The sequence below is a fragment of the Variovorax sp. PDC80 genome (assembly GCF_900115375.1).
In the GTDB taxonomy this organism is placed as follows: Bacteria; Pseudomonadota; Gammaproteobacteria; order Burkholderiales; family Burkholderiaceae_C; genus Variovorax.
On sequence record NZ_FOWG01000020.1, the window covers coordinates 26,073 to 46,130 of the forward strand.

General features: G+C 70.1%; 18 protein-coding genes. 11 read left to right on the forward strand and 7 right to left on the reverse strand.

Annotation, left to right across the window (positions count from 1 at the left end; translation table 11 throughout):
• Positions 1-23 precede the first annotated feature (23 nt).
• From BM109_RS37785 to BM109_RS37800, 4 genes are all read left to right on the forward strand, one after another.
• Positions 24-326 (forward strand): I78 family peptidase inhibitor, encoded by a 303-nt coding sequence (locus BM109_RS37785; protein WP_256223046.1) that lies wholly within the window; start codon positions 24-26, stop codon positions 324-326.
• Positions 327-453: 127 nt separating this feature from the next.
• Entirely contained in the window at positions 454-3,819 is a 3,366-nt protein-coding gene (locus tag BM109_RS37790; protein WP_093354885.1) for a glycosyltransferase, read from the forward strand.
• A 133-nt stretch (positions 3,820-3,952) separates the two neighbouring features.
• Positions 3,953-5,020, forward strand: coding sequence for an AraC family transcriptional regulator (locus tag BM109_RS37795; RefSeq protein WP_256223048.1), 1,068 nt, complete (start codon positions 3,953-3,955; stop codon positions 5,018-5,020).
• Between the two features lie 284 nt (positions 5,021-5,304).
• Positions 5,305-6,330 carry a hypothetical protein gene (locus BM109_RS37800; protein WP_093354888.1) on the forward strand — a complete coding sequence of 342 codons (1,026 nt, stop codon included), beginning with the start codon at positions 5,305-5,307 and terminating at the stop codon, positions 6,328-6,330.
• Between the two features lie 104 nt (positions 6,331-6,434).
• On the opposite strand, the gene BM109_RS37805 is transcribed toward BM109_RS37800, so the two are convergent.
• Positions 6,435-7,193, reverse strand: coding sequence for a hypothetical protein (locus BM109_RS37805; protein WP_093354890.1), 759 nt, complete (start codon positions 7,191-7,193; stop codon positions 6,435-6,437).
• 240 nt (positions 7,194-7,433) lie between these two features.
• Here BM109_RS37805 and BM109_RS37810 point away from each other — a divergent pair, with 240 nt between their 5' ends.
• Positions 7,434-8,228 (forward strand): CHAP domain-containing protein, encoded by a 795-nt coding sequence (locus tag BM109_RS37810; RefSeq protein WP_093354893.1) that lies wholly within the window; start codon positions 7,434-7,436, stop codon positions 8,226-8,228.
• A 12-nt stretch (positions 8,229-8,240) separates the two neighbouring features.
• Positions 8,241-9,812, forward strand: a complete 1,572-nt coding sequence (locus tag BM109_RS37815; protein WP_093354895.1) for a PGAP1-like alpha/beta domain-containing protein — start codon at positions 8,241-8,243, stop codon at positions 9,810-9,812.
• 32 nt (positions 9,813-9,844) lie between these two features.
• Here BM109_RS37815 and BM109_RS37820 read toward each other — a convergent pair whose 3' ends face one another.
• From BM109_RS37820 to BM109_RS37830, 3 genes are all read right to left on the reverse strand, one after another.
• Complete coding sequence (locus BM109_RS37820) at positions 9,845-10,456, reverse strand: CHAP domain-containing protein (RefSeq protein WP_093354898.1); 612 nt, start codon at positions 10,454-10,456, stop codon at positions 9,845-9,847.
• Positions 10,457-10,531: 75 nt separating this feature from the next.
• On the reverse strand, positions 10,532-11,080 hold the full coding sequence (locus tag BM109_RS37825) for a DUF6886 family protein (protein WP_093354900.1): 549 nt from the start codon (positions 11,078-11,080) through the stop codon (positions 10,532-10,534).
• A gap of 81 nt (positions 11,081-11,161) precedes the next feature.
• On the reverse strand, positions 11,162-12,199 hold the full coding sequence (locus tag BM109_RS37830; RefSeq protein ID WP_177239569.1) for a PhnD/SsuA/transferrin family substrate-binding protein: 1,038 nt from the start codon (positions 12,197-12,199) through the stop codon (positions 11,162-11,164).
• 197 nt (positions 12,200-12,396) lie between these two features.
• Between BM109_RS37830 and BM109_RS37835 the strand changes: the two genes are divergently transcribed.
• Entirely contained in the window at positions 12,397-13,551 is a 1,155-nt protein-coding gene (locus BM109_RS37835; RefSeq protein ID WP_093354906.1) for a helix-turn-helix transcriptional regulator, read from the forward strand.
• Positions 13,552-13,578: 27 nt separating this feature from the next.
• Here BM109_RS37835 and BM109_RS37840 read toward each other — a convergent pair whose 3' ends face one another.
• Entirely contained in the window at positions 13,579-14,538 is a 960-nt protein-coding gene (locus BM109_RS37840) for a helix-turn-helix transcriptional regulator (RefSeq protein ID WP_093354908.1), read from the reverse strand.
• 302 nt (positions 14,539-14,840) lie between these two features.
• Between BM109_RS37840 and BM109_RS37845 the strand changes: the two genes are divergently transcribed.
• Entirely contained in the window at positions 14,841-15,656 is an 816-nt protein-coding gene (locus tag BM109_RS37845; RefSeq protein ID WP_177239570.1) for an MmyB family transcriptional regulator, read from the forward strand.
• 27 nt (positions 15,657-15,683) lie between these two features.
• Here the strand turns inward: BM109_RS37845 and BM109_RS37850 are convergent, their stop codons facing one another.
• Positions 15,684-16,883: a hypothetical protein gene (locus BM109_RS37850; protein ID WP_093354913.1), complete on the reverse strand. Its 1,200-nt coding sequence runs from the start codon at positions 16,881-16,883 to the stop codon at positions 15,684-15,686.
• 215 nt (positions 16,884-17,098) lie between these two features.
• Between BM109_RS37850 and BM109_RS37855 the strand changes: the two genes are divergently transcribed.
• From BM109_RS37855 to BM109_RS37865, 3 genes are all read left to right on the forward strand, one after another.
• The gene (locus tag BM109_RS37855) at positions 17,099-17,524 is read left to right on the forward strand and encodes a tripartite tricarboxylate transporter TctB family protein (RefSeq protein WP_177239571.1); all 426 of its coding nucleotides are present in this window, start codon (positions 17,099-17,101) and stop codon (positions 17,522-17,524) included.
• Positions 17,525-17,534: 10 nt separating this feature from the next.
• Positions 17,535-19,064 carry a tripartite tricarboxylate transporter permease gene (locus BM109_RS37860; protein ID WP_093354916.1) on the forward strand — a complete coding sequence of 510 codons (1,530 nt, stop codon included), beginning with the start codon at positions 17,535-17,537 and terminating at the stop codon, positions 19,062-19,064.
• A gap of 205 nt (positions 19,065-19,269) precedes the next feature.
• Complete coding sequence (locus tag BM109_RS37865) at positions 19,270-19,602, forward strand: hypothetical protein (RefSeq protein ID WP_093354918.1); 333 nt, start codon at positions 19,270-19,272, stop codon at positions 19,600-19,602.
• A gap of 123 nt (positions 19,603-19,725) precedes the next feature.
• On the opposite strand, the gene BM109_RS37870 is transcribed toward BM109_RS37865, so the two are convergent.
• Positions 19,726-19,977 (reverse strand): hypothetical protein, encoded by a 252-nt coding sequence (locus tag BM109_RS37870; RefSeq protein ID WP_093354921.1) that lies wholly within the window; start codon positions 19,975-19,977, stop codon positions 19,726-19,728.
• Positions 19,978-20,058: the final 81 nt, after the last annotated feature.

Here is a 20,058-nt window from a genome sequence, read left to right on the forward strand (position 1 = left end):
CATGTTCCCGGAAAGGATGTGCCTTGGCTTTCACCTCGAAACCGATACCGGCCGCGACCCTGGCGCTGGCCGTCCTGTCGATCGCCGCCTGCAGCGCGCCGCAGGCGCGTGACGACGGCGCCTCCGGCATCTGCCGGCCGGAGGCGGCGAGTGCCCTCGCGGGCAAGAACCGCATCGGCGATGCCGAGGCCCGGCAGTCGACCGGTGCCTCCCTCGTGCGCCAGCTTCAACCCGGACAGCCCGCGACGATGGACTACCGGCGCGAGCGCGTGACGATCGAGACCGACCCGGCCACCGGCAAGATCGTGCGCGCCGCCTGCGGCTAGGGCAGCGGCTGCGCGCGGCCGCACGACTGAACGCCGGGCTGCGATTTCAGTCCTGCCGGCTGTAGTCCGTGGCGCCGCATGTCGGAAGAATCGTCGGGCTCCGAGTTCGCCCGCGCAAAGCCTTCCGATGTCCACGCTCCCCACCTTCACCGCCGCCTGCGGCCTCGCACCCAAGGGCCCCTCCGCGCCACAGGCCCAGGCATCGCGCGCCTGGAGCGTGCATGCGCCCTTCGTTGCGCTGCTGCTCGAGCACACGCGGCCCGCCATCGTCGTCGACCTCGGCGCTGAGGGCGGCGTGCCGGCTGCCACCTTCAGGCAGTCCACCGCGCGTGGCGCGGCCTGCCACACGGTGGACACGCGGCTCGCGGGCCACCGCGAGGCGGCCGCGGCCTTCGCGGACGGCAGCATCGACCTGCTGCATGTCGATGCCGGCGACCCGGCGCGGCTGGCCACGCTGGACCTCGCGCCGTGGCGCGCCAAGCTCGGCCCGCAGGCGCTCGTGCTGGTGCACGGAACCCGCGCCGGCCGCAAGCTGCGCCGCCTCTGGGCGCTGTTGCGGCAACGCCATCCGTCCTTCGAATTCGAACAGGGCCTGGGGCTCGGCGTGCTGTGCCTCGGCCCGCGCGTGCCGCCGCTCGACGGCGTGCTCGCGCGCAGGATCGAGGGCCTGGTGCAGGAGCTGGAACGGCTGCGCAGCCATGCCGCGGAAGTCACGGCCAAGCGCGAGCGGGCCGAGGAAATGCTCGAGACCCGGCACTTCGAATCGCTCGAGAAGGACGTGGAGATCGCCGAGCGCGATGCCCGCATCCTCGCGCTGAAGGCACACGCCGCGGCGCAGGCCGCGCGCATCGACGGCTTCGAAGCCAGCCTTGGATTGCAGCTGGTGCTGTTCTACGGAAGGCTGCGGCTGCGCGTCTTTCCGGCGGGCACGCGCCACGGCGATTTCTACGAGCGGCGCCGCGGGCAGCTGCTGCGCTGGGCCCAGCGCTGGGTCGCGCATCGATCGACCGGGCGCGCCCGCCCGTCGCTCGACACCATCGCCGCGCTGCCGTCGCGCGATCCCGCGCGGCACCGGCCCTGGCTCGCGCCGCTCACGCCCTTGTCGCGCCAGAGCCTGGGCGCGCGCATCCTCATCGTCGCCGAGCTGGCGATACCGGCCTGCAAGCGCTACCGGGTCGACCAGAAGGTCGACATGTTCGAGCACCTGGGCCTCGAGACCACGGTGCTCAGCTGGCGCGACGCCGAGGCCTGCCGCGCGGCCCTGCCGTTCCATGGCCTGCTGATCTTCTACCGCGTGCCGGCCGCGCCGCACATGGTGCTGCTGGCGACCGAGGCCCGGCGGCTGGGCGTGCCCAGCTTCTTCGACGTGGACGACCTGATTTTCGATTGGGACGCCTATCGCCGGCAATTGCTCGCCTCGGGCGCTCCGTCCGATCGCATGGCATCGTCGAAGGAGACGACGGCGCAGTACCGGCAGATGCTGAGCCACTGCCAGCATGGCATCGGGAGCACGGCCGCGATCGCGCGCAGCATGGGCGAGATCGTTCCCGGCAAGACGCATGTGGTGCCGAATGCATTGGACGAGGGCATCCTCGCGCTCGCCGCGGAACTCGAGCGGCGTCCGGTCAAGACCGATCCGCGCTTCGTCACCATCGGCTACGGCAGCGGCTCGCGCACGCACGACGGCGACTTCGGCATCGTGGCGTCCGCGCTGCTGGCCGTGATGCAGCGCCATCCGCAGGTGCGGCTCGCCATCCATGGCCCGCTCGAGCTGCCGGCGCCGTTCCGGCGCTTCGCCGACCGGGTGTTCCAGATCCCGTTCCTGCAGGGCGACGACTACCTGCGCGCGCTCGCCTCGTGGCAGATCAGCATCGCGCCGCTCGAGGACAGCCTGTTCAACGAAGCCAAGAGCAACATCAAGTTCATCGAGGCGGCGATCCTCGGCGTGCCGAGCATCTGTTCGGGCACGGGGCCGTTCCGTGAAGGCATCGAGCATGGCCGCACGGGCATGATCGCCGACACGCCCGAGGAATGGGAGGCGGCCCTGACCCGGCTGGTGCTCGATGCCGGCCTGCGCCACGGCATCGCGGAGGAAGCCCGCCGCAGCGTGCTGTCGCGCTATCACCCGCAGGTGGTGGCCGCGCGGCAGTTGCAGCAGGTGATCGGGCCGCTGCTGCCGGCGCCCGCCACGCGCCTCAAGGTGCTGGCCGTGAACGTGCTGTTCGCCCCGGTGAGCTTCGGCGGCGCGACCGTGGTCGCGGAGCAGCTGTGCCGCCGGCTGCAGGCCGACGGCTGCGACGTCACCGTCTTCACCGCCATCCTGGGCTCGGAGCTCGAGCCCTACAGCGTGATGCGCTACGAGGTCGACGGGCTGCCGGTGATCGCCGTGCAGGTGGCCGACGACACGCAGCGCGCGCTCGACTACGACGATCCGCAGGTGGGCGAGATCTTCGCGCGGCTGCTGGCGTCGCTGCGGCCCGATGTCGTGCATTTCCATTCGGTGCAGCGGCTCGGCGCGACGATGGCCCATGCCTGCGTGGAGGTCGGCGTGCCCTACGCCATCACGCTGCACGACGCCTGGTGGCTGTGCGAGCGCCAGTTTATGGTGCAGGACAACGGCGTGTACTGCAACCAGAAGGCGATCGACTTGCGCGCCTGTTCCAAGTGCGTGCCGGACAGCGGCTTCACCTTCAAGCGCAGGTTCTTCCTCGGCGACGTGCTCGACCGCGCGAGCCTGCTGCTGGCGCCCAGCGAATTCCAGCGCGAGCTCTACGTGGCGAACGGCGTCGCGCCGCAGCAGATCGCGGTGAACCGCAATGGCGTGCCGCTGCCCGCGCGCCCGCGGCCGGCGCGCCGGCCCGGATCGCCGCTGCGCATGGCCTACCTCGGCGGCCGCGCGGTGCACAAGGGCTACTTCTGGCTCCAGCAGGTGCTGGAGGGCATGCGCGAGGGCGGCTACGAGCTGGTCATCACCGACATCGCCCTGCGCACCGGGGCGGCGTCCGTCGCCGCCACCGAGTGGCGCGTGTCGGGCCAGGTGCGCGTGGTGGCGCCCTTCGAGCAGGCCGAGATGGACGCGTTCTACGACGACATCGACGTGCTGCTGGTGCCCTCGCTGTGGAAGGAGAGCTTCGGCCTGGTGGTGCGCGAGGCCCTGGCCCGCGGCATCTGGGTGATCGCGACCGCGGCGGGCGGTGTCGTCGAGGACATCGTGGACGGCGTCAACGGGCGCGTGGTCGAGATCGGCGACACCGACGCATTCCGGGGCGCGATCGAAGACACGCTGGCCAGCCCCGATCGCCTGCCGGCCGGCGGCGTCAACGCGATGCTGCCGCGCATCCGCGGCTACGACGAGCAGGCCGCCGAGCTCAAGGCCTATCTGCAGCGCATCGCCGCCGCGCCGGCCGCGGCCCGCGTCGTGGGCACCACCCGGCGCGCATGGCGCTCCTCGGTGATCCCGATCGCCGCGCATGGCAGCGGCCTCGGCGCCTGAGGCGTAGACCGAATGGCCGACCCGAAAACCGGGTCGGTACTCACGGATGGGAGGGGGCTGGAAGCAGGGGAAGGGCTTACAAATCGCGGGTGGGTTCTTCGGGCCCATGCCACCACCCTTACACCACGAATTCATGCTCTGGATGTCCTTCTCCTGCCGGCGCGGACAGACCCCGTCCCCGTTGTCGCCGCATGCCGCGCCGCGCCGACCCGGGCGGTCTTCGGAGCGCTGGCGGCATGGGGATTCGGCCGCGCTCGCGGCCTTGCTGGCCAGGCAGGCGCCTCGCTTCCCGGTGCCCGAGGCCGCGCCCGAGTCCGTCGTCCAGAGCATGCGCTTCGAGCCGGCCCTGCATTTCCAGGTCGAGCTCGGTCCCCGCTTCTGCGTTCGCGTCGAGAGCCTGCGGCGCACGCCGCTGTACGTGGTCGGCGGCCGCGACTGCTGGCTGCAGGTCGGCGGGGAGCCGGCGCTGCACCTGCGGCATGGCGACGTCGTGTTCCTGCCGCGCGGCGATGCGCACCGTGTCTTCTCGGACCCCGGCCTGCCCGCATCGAGCCTCGATGAACTGCTGACGCATTCCGCCGGTGCCGATCGGCACGCGCCCGCGGGCGGCGACCACAGCGTGTGGAGCGGCGGCTTCTACCGCTCGATGGAACTGGCCGCCCATCCGCTGGTGGCATCGCTGCCGTCCGTGCTGCACCTGCGTGCCGCGGATGCCGCGCCCTGGCTGCGCGCCATGGCGGATGCGGTGCGCTGGATGGCCGACCGCAGGGCCGGCGGCAACGGCGTGGGCGTGACCGAGCTGTTGGGTGCGCTGATGCAGCACGCGGTGCTGGCCTGGTTGCGCAGGCCGGAGGCGGGCATGCCCATCGCGGGTGCCTCGGGCCCCGATCTTTCCGATGCGAGGTTGCTCACGGCACTCGAGGCGATCCACGCCCGGCCCGCGGACCCATGGACGCTGGAATCGCTCGCGGCGCTGTGCCACATGAGCCGCACGGCCTTCGCCACGCGATTCCGCGCGCAGATGAATCGCTCGCCGATGCAGTACCTGGCGCGCTGGCGCATCCACCTGGCGTCGCGGCTGCTGCGCGAACGCCGGCTGACCTTGCAGCAGGCGGCCGATGCGGTGGGCTACTCGACCGGCGCGATCCTCGCGCGTGCCTACAAGCGCGAACTCGGGACCTGGCCGTCGCGGGCGGTCTGAGGGGAGAGCGTCAGCTCGCTTGCCGTGCGGGGACGACGCAGGGGATGAGGCGTGCGATTCGTGCAACGGTAAGAAGAAATTCTTCTGCCGAGCGAGCGGCGCCGTCCGGGACAGCGCATCTCCCACGTAAGATTCGCTGACACACAAAACTACACAGGGGACGAGGAGAGAGGTCGACGCACGGAGCCCGCAGGCTCGCGCTGGTCGTGCCAGCGGCAGGGGCGTCTCTTGCGACCGCAAGCGCATGCACCGTCGCGTCGCTTTCCCGCCCCGACAAGAAAGCAATGAACAGATCGCTTCGCCTGCTGCCGACCGTGCTCGGAATCTCGGCCATCCTGGCCTCGTGCGGTGGAGGAGGAAGCGACGGCTATGCCGGCCTGCCGCCGGCCACGGCGGCCGCGCTGGCGGGCATCGAGGGGGCTCGCAATCCGCCTGCGACCGTGCCCGATCCCGCCACGGAACAACCGGCCACCCGCCCGATGCAGACGACGCCCTACACCTTCCTGTTGGGGAACGTCGATGCAAGCGGCTTCGATGCCTTCACGACGGAACTCACGAGTCCCGCTTTCGCCGGCTACCTGCTGGATCGGATCGTCTTCGTCGATGCCTCCGCGCGCGGCCAATGGCGAGCGATCTACCAGCGCAAGGGCCAGACGGCCCGCTACGACCATCGCTTCGTCTCGACGGGCGCACCGCTGACGCTGGCCGACTTCCAGGCGCAGGGCGCGGAGGGCTATCGCCTCACGCCCAGCGGCGGTACCTCGCCGAAGAATGTCTTCAGCAAGGTGACGGGTGAGGCGATCCAGTACGAGTACGTGGACGCGATCAAGGTCCCTCTCATGGCCGGAAGCCCGGAGGAGTTGCTTCGGCCGCTCAACGACCTGGGCAAGCTCGGCTATTGCGGCACCCAGGTTCGGGGCGCGGGCCTTGCCCTGGTGAAGGAGACGCCATCGACGGCTCGCTGCGCCTTCGAGCTGGTGACCGCCAAGTCCGGCGGGAGCACCGGCTTCGTCGCGGAGCAGAACGAGCAGGGCGCCAAGGGTTCGGTGTTCGTGACATCGGCCCTCGTCGCCGAGAAGCTGGTGAACCTCTACGTTCGAGACGAGGCGCAGGCGTCGAGCTTCAAGTTCAAGGCGGTGGACGTGACGACGGCGGCCAGGCCGAACACCATCGAGCAGGCGGCGGAGCTGATGGCCATCCTCAACCGCGAAGGCGCGACGGGAGCCAGGCCCTGGCGGAGCTACGACGATGGTGGCCGTCCCTACATCGTCTTCATGACGGCATTCGATTGCCGTGGGTTGCTTTGCTAGCGCTGCCCTTTTGACGTTCATCGTCGCGGCCCCGCGATGATCTTCTCGGCAAAGCAGGGCCGGAAGATCGCGATCGCCGCGGCGGGCGGCTGGCGCGACGCGAGCTACTGCCGCCCCGCCGCCTTCACCGTGTCCTCCACCCGCCCCAGTTCGGCCTGCGTCTGCGGCCCGGCATTGCGCGCACGCACGCCGGGCAGCACCCGGTTGGCCGCGGCGATTTCCGTCGGCGTCCACGCGCGCGGATCCGTGCGCGACAGGAAATAGAGAACGTTGATCAACCCGCTCGGCGACAGCTTGTCGACCTGGCTCGCATCGAGCAGCTTCAACGCCAGCGAAATGGCCTCGGCCGAATCGTTGAAGTCGCGCTGCAGGCGACTGGTCGCGCGGCGGCGCTCGTCGGCACCGGCGGCATTCACCTGCGACACGAGCCGCACGAGTTCGGCGTTCTCGATGTTGGCGATGGTGGCCACGCCCTGCGCCGCGGCCTTGCGGACCTGTTCATCGGGCGATTGCTGCAGCCCGGCCAGCAGGCCCTCGGCTTCTTCCTTGGAGAGCGCGAGCCGCACCATGGCCAGTGCCGCGTTGCGCTTGGAACCGTCGGGCGCGCTGAGCTCGGGCACGAGGCCATAGACCCACTTGTAGCGCTCGACCCGCTCCTTGGACTCCTCCACGCTGGTGCTGCGCCGGCGCAGTTCGGCGTCGAGCGCGGCGGTCTGCATCTTGAGGTCTGCCTCGCGCTGATCGATCTGCTGCTTGGTCTGGGCGTTCCAGGCCGTGAGCGCGACGGTGACCAGCGACCCCGCAATGCCCACCGCGGTGGTGGCCCGTTCCAGCCACGATTTCTGGGAAGGAAGATCGCTCATGGGGAACCGGACGCGAAGTCCGCCGTGCCGCAGGGAACCTGCCGATGGCCGTGACGGTAAGGCGCGCGCCCGGCACCGACCATCCTCCCGAGGAAGTAGAGCAAGCGGGATATAGGCGTGGGATGGCGGCGGTGAAAGACTCGAACCCACAACAACAAGGACAGGGCCCGCGTGCAACGGCGGGCATGTCAGTCGCACGGTGGATTCGAGGTCGATTCGATCAACTTGGGGGACCATGCCATGCAATATCCCGGCCGCGTCATCAAGCAGGGCGAAACCGATGCCCGCATCGTCAAGGAACTCAAGAACCGGCTGAACCGGGTGCTGGTCCTGAAGGGCGACGAGGCGGTCAAGCTCGATCCCCAGCAGCCCAGCTTCGGCCCGATGATGAAGAGCGCGGTCAAGCTCTTCCAGTCGCGCAGCGTGGACAGCGAAGGCCATGCGCTGAAGATCGACGGCGAGGTCGGCAGCATCACCTGGGCGGCCCTGTTCGGCGACGACCAGGTGCCCGTGGCCACCAGCACCACCGACGATCTGCTGAAGTGCGCACTGGCGGTTGCGTCGGGCGAGGAAGCGCGCCAGGTGCGTGAAGTGCCGCCCGGTTCCAACCGGGGGCCCGACGTGGAGGCCTACCTGCGCAGCACCGGGCTCGGCGGCGGGCACTCGTGGTGCGCGGCCTACGTCTACTGGTGCTTCGAGCAGGCGGCCCGGCAGCTCGGCCGCGCCAACCCCCTGTTCAAGACCGCGGGTTGCCTCGCGCACTGGAGCGGCGCGCCTTCCAAGGGCGCGCGCCGCATCAACGCATCCGCGGCCAAGGCCGACCCCGCGGTGCTGCAGCCCGGCATGATCTTCATCATGGACCACGGTGGCGGCCTGGGTCATACCGGCCTGGTCGAGAGCGTGACGGGCGGGATCATGACGACGCTCGAGGGCAATTCGAATGTCGGCGGATCGCGCGAGGGGATCGGCGTGTTCCGGCTGACCCGCAAGGTCAACAGCGTGAACAAGGGCTTCATCGACTACGCGGGTCTCTGAGGAACGCCGACCATGAGCAACGCACAGCATCCCTACCACCCCATCATCTACGTGCGCGGCTTCGCCGCCACGCAGGGCGAGATCGAGGAGACCGTGGCCGATCCGTACATGGGTTTCAACATCGGCTCGACCAAGACGCGCATGGCCTGGACCGGCGACATGCGCCGCTTCTACTTCGAGTCGCCGCTGGTCCGGCTGATGGGCGACCACCGCTACGAGGACGTGTTCGTCGATGGCGACGACCTGATGGCCGCCACGCGCGCCGACCAGGCCGTGCCCTACCGCAGCATCGTCATCTACCGCTACTACGACGATGCCTCGAAGGACTTCGGCAACGGCAAGACGCCGCCGATCGAGACCTTCGCGCAGGGGCTCGGCCAGCTGATCCTGCGCCTGCGCGAGCGGGTGTGCGCGAACCCGAAGAACGCGATGTCGCCGGCGGACTTCAAGGTCTACCTGGTCGCGCATTCGATGGGCGGCCTGGTCTGCCGCGCCTTCCTGCAGAACCCGAAATTGGGTTCGGCCGAGGCGCGCGCGGCGGTCGACAAGCTCTTCACCTACGCCACGCCGCACAACGGCATCGACATGCGCATCGTGCGCAACGTGCCGGGCTGGCTGTCCTTCGGCGACGTCAACAACTTCAACCGCGAGCGCATGGCCGGCTACATGGCCGTTCCCAAGGGCGACGACGTGTCGCTGGTGACGAACTTCCCGCCCGAGCGGGTGTTCAACCTGGTGGGCACCAACGCGCGCGACTACGCAGTGGCGGGCGGCCTCTCGTCATGGGCCGCGGGCGATGCCAGCGACGGCCTGGTGCGTATCGAGAACGCCACCACCCACGGGCTGGCGGCCGACGGAACGGACGTCGGTTCCCCGCGCGCCTTCGTCAATCGCAGCCATTCGGGGCACTACGGCATCGTCAATTCGGAAGAGGGCTACCAGAACCTCACGCGCTTCCTGTTCGGCCAGCTGCGCGCCGACGGCATCCTCGACATCGACGACATCACGCTGCCGGAAGAGGTGCAGGCGGCGCTCGACAAGGGCAAGAGCGTGAAGGCCTCCTACCAGTTCGAGGTGGTGGCCAGCGTGCGCGGTGCCCAGTGGCAGATCACGCGGCGCGAGGCGCGCGAGAACTCGGCCATCTTCCGCGGCTACGACGAGCTGTTTCCGGCCAAGGGCAAGCAGCGCACGCCCGACCGCAGCAAGAGCCCGCACCTGTTCTCGCTGTTCCTGGACCCGAGCAAGAGCGTGGTGGCCTCGGGCTCGGTCAGCTTCGCCTTCGACATCAAGGTGCTGGTGCCCGACTACGAGATCGACGGGCTGCTGTTCCTCAAGCGCCACTACGAAGGCGGCTTCGTCTATCGCGACCTGATCATCGTCGAGGCCTTTCCGGATGCCGCCGCCAAGTACGGGTGGCGCGTTTTCTATGGCGCGCAGGACGTTCATCCGGGCAAGCCCGGCATCGAGGCCACGCTGTACCCGCTGGTGGGGACCGACGGCTATGCCTTCGACATGACGATCATCCAGGACGTCCGGCCCGGCCTCACGGGCACCCTGCGTGTGGAGATGCGCCCCTGGCGTTGAGGCGGGGAAGGCTCACCCGCGCGTCGCCTGGCTCAAGACGGTGCCTGCGCGCGCCGCAGCCAGCCCAGGGTGCCGCCCTCTACGCGCCAGTTCCCGCCCTGCGCATCGAGCGCGAGCCGCGCGCGGCTCTCGCCGAACGGCCCGGGGTTCTGCTGCACGATCTCGATCTCGCGGTCTCCCACGCTCGCCACGATCGCGACATGCCCATAGCGGTTGAGCAGCGTCGGCGCGAACACGATCAGGTCGTCGACCCTCGGCTTCTCGGCCTGGCCGTTGCGGTACTGCAGCAGCGCGCGCTTCGTGTTCGGCATGCCCTGCGGCGTGGCCGCGTCGTAGAAGTCCCTGGCGTGGCCGTAGGCGTCGGGCATGCGGTGGCCGAAGCGCTCGAAGTAGTAGCGCTTGACGAACTCCACGCACTGGTACTGGATGCCGAGGTTGTAGCCGTCGCTCGACAGCGCGCGGCCCTCGGCGTTGTTCACGCCACCGTTGTAGTAGACCTTCACGCCGTTGAACTCGTCGACCACCGCGCCGACCTCGCGCGCGGGGTTGAGGTTGAAGTAGGTGGCGCCCCCGTAGCCGGCGACGGCCAGCGCGGCGATGGCGGCGAGGGTGGCGAGCAGAAGGGCGGGACGGCGAAGCAGCATCGAAGGCGAGGGCATCAAGGAGCGGGGCGCGCGGGCAAGCTTAACGGCAGCGGGGCGGGGCTTCGTCCGTCGTCCTCAGTCCTGCGCGCGTGCATTGCGCATGCGGATGCACGAGAAGCCCAGCGAAGATGCGACCACCTCGCGCGCGAGCGGCCAGAGCTGCGGCATCACGCGCAGCGCCACGCCGCGTTCGGCCAGCAGCGACAGCGGCTGCGCGAGGCGGTGCACGGCCTCGGGGCGCACCGTCTGGTCCGACACGTGGTAGCCGGCATTGGCATCGATGCAGCGGAACGACCGGGCCGGCAGCGCGTACAGGAACAGCGGCGTCGATTGCGCGCGCGCATGCCAGTCCTGCTCGATCGCCAGCACGTGCCGACTGCTGCCATCGCCGAAGAAATGCGCGAGATCGCGCGGCGTGGTCGTGGGCAGCGCGCGGAACGCGACCCGCGGGCAATCGCGCGGCACCAGGTAGTGCGGCAGGCAGGCGTCGTCCACGGCCCAGACCACGGGCGTGGCCACGGCCGCGTCGCGGTTCGGCGGCAACCGGGGCTCGAAGACGGCGATGTCGGGCTGTTCGCTGACGTGCCAGAGTTTCAGGGGCGGTGGAGTGACGTTGGCGGGCATGGGCGGCCGCCATCCTCGCACGAAGCCCGCGGCGGGCAGCGGCAAAGTCCACCGGAACCGGTGGCCATGACGCACCGGCACTCAACTCGCCACCCGCTCCTCGTCGCGCAGCAGCACCGCCTTCTGCCGCTCGTACTCGGCCGCGATCTGCGCCAGCCGGCGTCCGCGCGCGGCGTCGCTGGTCCACTGGGCGGCGCGCACGCGCTGCAGCGCCAGGTCGCGCTGCAGCTGCGCCACCGGCAGCAGGGTCGCGTGGGGTGCCGCCTCGTAGCCGGCCGGCGCGTTCAGCGCGCGCAGCACGGCGCGCTCCCGGGCGCTGCGCGGCCCGGCGGCGGCGCCATAGCGCAGCAGGAAGCGGCGGACCTCCTGGCGCGTGGCGCGCGGCCAGTCGGCGCGGATGGCGAAGCGCTCGGCGGGCAGGGGCTCCGATTGCCAGACGATCCTGAGCTGCCGGCCCTCGGGCGGAAAGCGGCGGCAGAACAGGCGGTGGTCGTCGAGCGTGCCGGTCGCGATGTCGACATCGCCGTTGGCCAGCGCGAGGCTGCCCGCGAAGGTGGAACCGACGGTCTCGGTGCGGAAGGCGGTCTCCATGTCGATGCCACGCGGCAGGAACAGCCGCGCCTGCGGCAGCACATAGCCCGCGATGGAACGCCGCTCGCCGTAGGCGATGCGCCAGTCCTGGGGCTCGGCCAGCAGCCGGTCGAGCGCGTCGGGCGGGGCCGCGCGGCGCACCAGCAGCACCGCGCGGTTGGGGTCTTGCGTCGCCGGGCGCTTCGCTTGGGCGAGAATCCGCATCCGCCCCTCGACCACCGCCTGCAGCGCGGCCTCGGGGGCCAGGAAGCCGGCGTCGACCTCGGCGTGCGCGACGGCCCGTGCCAGCGATTCGAGGCTGGACAGCGTGGCCGTCTCGAGCGCGCAGCCGACGGCGGCGCACAGCGGGTGCAGCAGCGGTTCCCATGCGGCGCGCGAGGCCAGGGCCTCGTCGAGCAGCGGCAGGGCAAAGCGCAACCGCGCGGAAGACACAGGGGAGAAGGCCTCGCTCGAGGCCGCCGAGGCTGGCGCGCGACGCGAGCCCGACAACAGGAGCACGCCGGCGCCGCCGCGCGCGACGCGCAGCAATGCGTCGCGGCGGGTGGCATCCGGGGGTGCATGTGAAAGGGTGAGGAAGGACGGCGCCATGCGGATTCACGACAAACGCCGGCACGGCCCGGACGCGTTGCGGCGCGCCGTGGCGCGACCGCCGTCCGGCCAATGACAGCAGAGGAGGGAGTCTGCGCATCCGCGCCCGCGCGCGCTACTCCCGAACAGGAGGGAACATGGGTCTGGAATCCACGGCGCTGGCCGACGCGGTCCGGCGGCTGTATGCCGAGGTGGCGGCGCCGGGTGCCGGCGGCATCGACCTCAACGTGCTGCGCGAGTGCATCGGCGCCGAGCACGTGGTGATGACGAGCATGCACGACGGCGACACCGCGTGGCGCGCCTGCACGCAGTTCGGCCAGGTCGAGGAACGCGAGCTCGGCCAGTGGCTCACGATGGCCGACCACGAGTCGCTGGTCCGGCTCACGGCCTCGGGCCTGCCGGTGCGCACCTCCACCTTCCTGAGCCGCCGGGCGATGGCCAGCACCGAGCTCTACCAGGAGGTACTGCGGCCGCTCAACGGCGGCCTGGCCGCGGTGTCGTACTGGCGCGAGCACGACGGCTGGCGCGGCCTCAGCTACTGCCGCTCGCTCGAGTCGGGCCACGATTTCCGCGAGGACGAGCTGGCCTCGATCCAGGCGCTGGTGCCGCACCTGCGGACCATCGAGCAGCTGCATGCGCAACTGCGGCAGCGCACGCGCGCCAGCGTCGATGCGGCGCACGACATGCTGAACCTGGCGCCGCAGGCGGTGCTGCTGCTCGATGCCGCGGGCCGCGTGGTGTTCCTCAACCGCAGCGCGAGCGCGCTGCTGGCGCAGCCCGGTTGCGGCTTGCGCGCCGACCGCGAAGGCCTGCGCGCGCGCGACGGCGCGGAAGACCGCCGGCTGCAGCAGGCGGTGCGGCTCGCGGCCGAGCTCGCGCCCGAGTCGCGCCGCGCGGCGCTCAGCGATGGCGCGGTGGCGGCGCAGGGCCTGCCGGTCACCATCCGGCGCGCGCTGCCGCTGCGGCCGCTGATCCTGTCGATCGTGCCGGCGGCCAGCCTCTCGGCGCAGGCCGAGTTCGGCAGCGCGCGCGTCGCGGTGATGGTGCACAACGCCGGCACCGACGGCACCATCGCCGCGGCCCGGCTGGTCGAGGCCTACGGGCTCACGGCGCGCGAGGCCGAGCTGGCCGTGCTGCTCGGCAAGGGCGAGGACCTGGCCGGCGCGGCCGGGCTCATGGCGCTGTCGGCGGGCACCGCGCGGCAGTACCTCAAGCAGATCTTCGCCAAGCTGGGCGTGCAGCGGCAGGCCGAGCTGGTGCGCCTGCTGGTGGCGAGTTTTCCGCAGGAGTGAGGCCGAAAGGCCTCGCGCACATCGCGCTCAGGCGGCCGGTGCGCCCGGCAGCATCGCGCGCGCGGCCGCGTTCACGAGCTGCACGCGGTTGCGCACCTTGAAGCGCGCGCGCAGCTGCCGCAGGTGGTAGTCGACCGCATGGCCCGACACCTGCAGCCGGTGCGCGATCTCCTTGTCGCCGCGGCCCTGCCGCAGTTCCTCGAGGATGCGCAGCTGCATCGCGCTGAGCATCCTCGAAGCGTTGCCGATGTCGCCGAGCCGGTCCGCGGCCGGCGCCGAAGCGAGGCCGCAGGACTGTACGCGTCGGTGGAAGTCCTCGGCCAGCATGCGGGCCAGCGCGACGATGCCGGCGCCGATCCACGCGCTGTCCGTGCGCTCCGACTGCAGGCTCACCAGCGTGTGCTCGCCGAGCGGCAACGACAGCGGCGGTGCCGGCAGCCGGAACAGCACGCCGCTGCCGATGCCGCTGGCGCGCAGGTCCTCGAGAAAGCGTTCGTGCAGCGCGAAGCGGGCGTCCTCGGGCGGGTGTTGGCGCGCCAGGCTGTCGCGGTCCCAGACCCAGGGGCCGGCGCTGCGCTGCGCGGCATCGACGCGCGGATCCACCTCCTGGTATTGCTGCGAGAAATAGCGTTCGGTCCAGCGCGGATTGGCATGGCCGGTGAAGAAGCTCGAGGGCCGCCACCGGCCCTGCGCCAGCGCCACGGTGCCGTAGGCGAACCACTGGAAGCCCAGCGCCTGCAGCATCGGGCGCATGCGCAGCAGCGGGTCGTCCTCGCCGGCCGCGGCGGCGCCGTCGACGGCGTGCGGCAGCGGGTCGTCCGCGACGAAACGAACCGGCGCCGCGCTGTGCAGCGACAGTCCCGTCATGCCGCGCACCGCCGGGTTTTCCGATGGCATGGCGGACAGTGGCGCTTCGGCGCGCGGCTGCGGCAGCTCGGACGAGCGCGCGCTGCGTCGGTACGGCAGGAAGACATGGGCGGCGGGCAAGGGTTCGATGCGGTGGACGAGGAGGCTGGAGGCCGCGCGTGTCGCGCGGCGAGCGTGCGGTCCGGGGAACGCCGGACCGGCGCTGCGACCCGTGCGCGAGAGGCCTCTGGCACCGGTGCGAAGGGCATGTTGCCGCCCTGGCTGGAGGGCGTCGATAACCTTCCAGATAATGGCCGCGCACCATGTGCAAAGGCGCTACCGCCTGTTACCCGGATTACGCGGGTTTGTTGCGTTCGCGACGAAGCGTTTCGCCCCTCGTTCAGGTCCAATGGCGGGCTTTTCGATCCCTGGACCCCGATCCCATGAGCCTGCCTCTGCTGCTGCGCCATACGAGGGCGAGCAAGAACATCTCCCAACTCGATCTGTCGCTGCGGCTGGGCGTCTCCCAGCGGCACGTCAGCTTCCTCGAGACCGGCCGCGCCGCGCCGAGCCGCGACCTGCTGCTGGCCTGGATGAACGAGGTCGAGGCGCCGACCTCGCTGCGCAACGCGGCACTGTCGCTCGGCGGCTTCACCACCGTTGCCAGCGAAGAGGGCGCGTCGTGGATCGGCATGACCGATGCCAACGAGGCCGCGCTGCAGCGCATGGTGCAGCTGCACAACCCGCTGCCCGGCTTGGTGTTCGATCCCGACTGGAAGATGCTCGCGACCAACTGCGCGGGCCAGTGGCTCTGCACGGTCGTGATGCCCGGCTACTGCGAGGCCGTCGACCACCGCTTCGAGGGCCTGGACATGATCGACTGCGTGGCGCACGACGACGGCCTGCTGAGCCATTCGCGCAACGCGGCGCAGGTCGGCGCCAGCCTGCTCGCGCAGTTGCAGACCGAGAGCTGGCTGCGTCCGTCGCTGCGGCCGCGCGTCGATCGGCTGGCCGACTCGCTGCACCGCCGCTACGGCCGGCTGCCCGAGGTGCCCTCGCTCGGCCTCGCCACGCCGAGCCTCAACCTCAGCTTCGACACGCCGCTGGGCGTGCTGAACTTTTCCACCTTCCAGAGTGCCTTCGGCATTCCGCAGGACATCAATTCCTCGTCGCTGCGCATCGAGCTGTGGTTCGCGGCCGATGCGCACACGCGCGAGGTGATGAGCGACGCCGATGCCGACGCGGAGGCCTGCTGCTGAAGCGGTGAGGTCGGCGTCGGCGCGGCCTCAGGGCAGCTTCGCCGCCACGCGCGCGGCCAGCGCATTGACGCGCTCGCGTGCTACCGCGTGCAGCGCCGCGTCGCGCTCGCCGCCGCCCACGCGCACCTCCACGCTCAGCAGGCCCTTGCGGATCTGGATGCGGTTGAGGATGTCGATGTTCGCCTCGTCGCCGAGGCCCGTCACCGGCGTCTTGGGTTCGCCCACCTTGCGCGAGATCTCGAAGTAGCGCTGCGAGAACGCGGGCGTCGACGCGAGGTTGCGCACGCTCATCTGCACCTGGTGCGAGACGGTCACGCGCTTGCCGTCGAGGCTGTCGGTGCGGCGCACGTTGTAGAGGCAGCCGATCGGCTTGGGAATCTCCTCGATGCGGTTCTCGCGCGACTCGTGCGTGATCTTTCCCTTGAACTGCACCGGCGCCGCGATCGTCATGTCGGGGAACACGGCCTTCACGTCCTCGGGCGTCATCAGCGCGCAGGCATCGGGCCACTGGTCGGCGGGCGCGGTCTGCGACACGCGCGTGTCGGCCGGCACCTCGACCGCCGCCTGGGTGGCGATCGGCGCCGCGGCCGCCACCATGCCGGTGCCCGGCTGCCAGCGCGACAGCGCCTGGCGCGCGAGCGCGCTGGCGTTGCCGGGCGTCTGGCTCGAATAGGCATCGAGGCTGGTCGAGACGATCAGGTCGCCCTTGCGCGCATAGACCGCGACCCGGTGCGCGCTGGTCTCCATGAAGGCCTCCTCGCCCACGCCGGCCAGCGGCTCGATGCGCAGGCTGAGCTTGGGGTCGGTGGCCACGCGTTCGCGCGCGGTGCGGATCGAGGCGAAGCTGTCCTTGGCGGTGCCGCGGCCGACCACGGGCGAGTCGCCCCAGCGCACCACGGTCAGGCTCGCGAAGCGCGCGAAGTCCAGCGTCGAGGTCGGGCTCGGCAGCCGCACCACGTAGGCGCAGCTCTCGGCGTACTGCGGGCCGCGGCTCAGGGGGCTCAGCGTGGGGCCCTTGTCGGTGACCGGGCGTCCGGGGAACAGCGCCTCGATGTCGGCGCGCGGCATCAGCCTGCAGGCGTCGGGTGCGTTCGCGGGTGCGGTGGCCGCTGCGGGAGGCGGCGAGGCCGTCACGGTCGCGGTCTGCGCGAGCGCGGCGACATGGACCGCGCCGGCCAGCAGCAGCCAGGCGGGGCGGATCGGGGCGAGGGTTCGGAAGGGATTCAAGCGGACTCCGGTATTCGGGTAAACGCGTAGAAGCGGCGCAAGGCGCGCATCCTCGCCGCACCGGCGCGGCCCGTCGATTACCTGCGGCGTAGTCGGCCGTACGTAGTTCCCGAGGCCCGCGTGTCAGTTTTCGGTCAGCCGCCGACGCCGAGCATCCCTGCCTCCATCACAACAGGCCGCAGGCGCGCTGCGCAGGCACGCCCACAGAGACAGACATGAACGACCGCAACCTAGGCAGAGGGCTCTTCCTCATTGCCATTTCCCTCCTGTTCGGCATCACCGCCGCGCGCAACTACCCGATCGGCGACTTCTCGCGCGCCGGGCCCGGCATGTTCCCGTTCATCGTCAGCGTGCTGCTTGGCCTGATCGGCGTGGCCACCGTGATCCGCTCGCGCTTCGTCGCGCGCCAGCCGATGGAACTCAACCTGCGCAACATCGGCATCGTGATCGGCAGCCTCTGCGGCTTCGCGCTGATCTCGGAGCACATCAACATGGTCGCGGGCATCGTGTTCATGGTGTTCGCCTCGACGGCTGCCGGCCTCTCGTACTCGTGGGTGCGCAACGTCAAGATTTCCCTCGGCCTGATCGCGATGGCTTTCGCGCTCCAGAAGCTGCTGGGCCTGAACCTGCCCCTGCTCTGAGGACGAAGCCATGGAAGTCTTGAACAATCTCGCGTTCGGTTTCTCGCACGCGCTCACGATGCAGAACCTGCTGTTCTGCGCCATCGGCTGTACCGTCGGCACCCTGGTGGGCCTGCTGCCGGGCCTGGGCCCGCTGGCCACCATCAGCCTGCTGCTGCCGCTGACCTACTCGATCCCCACCGGCGGCGCGCTGATCATGCTGGCCGGCATCTACTACGGCGCCCAGTACGGCGACAGCGTGAGCGCGATCACCATGAAGATCCCGCATGCCAGCAGCATCGTGGCCTGCATCGACGGGTACGCGATGACGCTCAAGGGCCAGACCGGCCTGGCGCTGTTCACCGCGGGCTTCTCGAGCTTCGTGGGCGGCACCATCGCGATCGTCGTGCTGGCCTGGATGGCGCCGATGCTCGGCGAGGTGGCCTTCCTGTTCGGCCCGGCCGACTACTGCTCGATGATGCTCGTGGGCTTCGTCTGCGTGAGCTTCGTGACCACCGGCAGCCTGCTCAACGGCCTCGCGATGTGCTTCATCGGCGTGCTGCTCGGCCAGATCGGCACCGACGTCAACAGCGGCATGCAGCGCTACACCATGGACCTGCCCTTCCTCGCCGATGGCGTGGGCCTGGTGAGCATCGCGCTGGGCTGCTTCGGCATCGCCGAGATCACCAAGAACCTCGACGCGCGCGAGGAGCGCTCGCCCTTCAACGGCAAGATCAACCTGATCCCGACCTGGGCCGAGTTCAAGCGCATCATTCCGAGTGCGCTGCGCGGCGGTGCCATCGGTTCGTTCCTCGGCATCCTGCCCGGCGGCGGTCCCTCGATCGCCCAGTTTGCGGCCTACGCCATCGACAAGAAGGTCAGCAAGTACAAGCACGAGATCGGCACCGGCTGCATCGAGGGCGTGGCCGGCCAGGCCGCGGCCGACGAAGCCGCCGCGCGCACCAGCTTCATCCCGCTGATGAGCATCGGCATCCCCGAGAACCCGGTGATGGCGCTGATGCTGGCCGCGTTCGTGATCAAGGGCATCCAGCCCGGTCCGAACATGATCGCCAGCCACCCCGACCTGTTCTGGGGCCTGGTGGCCAGCATGTGGGTCGGCAACTGCTTCCTGCTCGCGCTCAACGTGCCGCTGGTGCGCTACTGGCTGTCGGTGTTCAAGATCCCGTACGCCGTGCTGTTCCCGTCGATCCTGTTCTTCTGCTGCATCGGCACCTACAGCGTCAACAACAGCCTCGACGACATCTTCATCACCGCCGTGTTCGGCTGCCTCGGCTACGCCTTCATGCGATTGGAGCTGGACGCCGCGCCGCTGATGCTGGGCTTCATCCTCGGGCCGATGCTGGAGGAGAACTTCCGGCGCGCCATGCTGATCAGCCGCGGCAGTTTCGGCGTGTTCGTGAACCGCCCGATCAGCGCCACGCTGCTGGGCCTGATCGGCGTGTTCGTGGTGTGGCAGCTCGTGGCCTTCGTGCGTTCGATCCAGAAGGCGCGGCGCGAGGGGCCGGCGGTGGTGCCGGCGAGCGAGGCGCATGGGGCTTGAGAGGCCTGCCAAGCTTCCCCTGATCCGTTCTTCACAGGCTGATGCCTGAGAAGGACACGGAGCCGGCCCGTTGAAGCCGGCGATGGACGCCCGATGAATCTCATCGGGCGTTTTCTTTTTGGGGGAGGCGATCCTCGTTTGCCGGCATGTCCATGGCGGTAGCATCCGGCCAAGACCATCCATTCCCTGTCGCCTCCCAACGAAGATGAGCCGCGTGACCATTTCCACAGCGCCGTGCGACCCGTCCGCTTCGTTGGTGAGCGAAATCCGGCGCGTGACAAAGCTCGGCGTTCTCGATGTGCGAGACCGCCTTTCCACCGGGAAGCCCGTGTTCGATCAGGCGCTTTTCTCCGATCGAACGGAAGACGTCTTTGCCAAAGCGCGTGCGGTGCTTGCTGCACTGGAGCGCGGCGGGCATCGGCCTCTTGTCAGTGAGGCTGGCCGGCCCATCACTCCCGAGATCCTGCGAAACATCTTGCAGGCATCAGAGGAGGGGGCCGAGGAGCTTCGCCGGCTCGATGATTTGGGACACGTGTAGGCAACGGCTGGATTCGGCCAAAAGGCGGCGTTCGCTGCTGCGTTGACGCGCTGGAGAAGCGAAGGCGTCGAGACGGGGTCCCCGCTGGGCCACCCTGTTTTCAACGCGATGCGGAAGCCTCACTCATTGGAATGACGCAATGAGAAGCACCAGGCCCCCAACGGCCGCAGCGATCAGCGCACAGATGCCGGCGCCAGCCAGCAGATGCGTCGCCTGGCGGCGGTCGTCGGCGGTGTCGTCGTGCCGGAAGCCGCGCAGCAGGCCGCCGGCCAGCGCGAAGACGTGAAGCAGCGCCCCGAAGGCGGCGAGCACGCCGGCGGCCAGGGCGAAGCCCAGCGCGGCCCACGACAGGGTCACGATGACCTTGGCGATCATGGCAGCGCGGTGGGGCTTGTCGCCGTCGAGCCGTCCCGGGGGCCGGTGCACGGTGGCTTGCCAGCGTTCATGAGCAAAGAC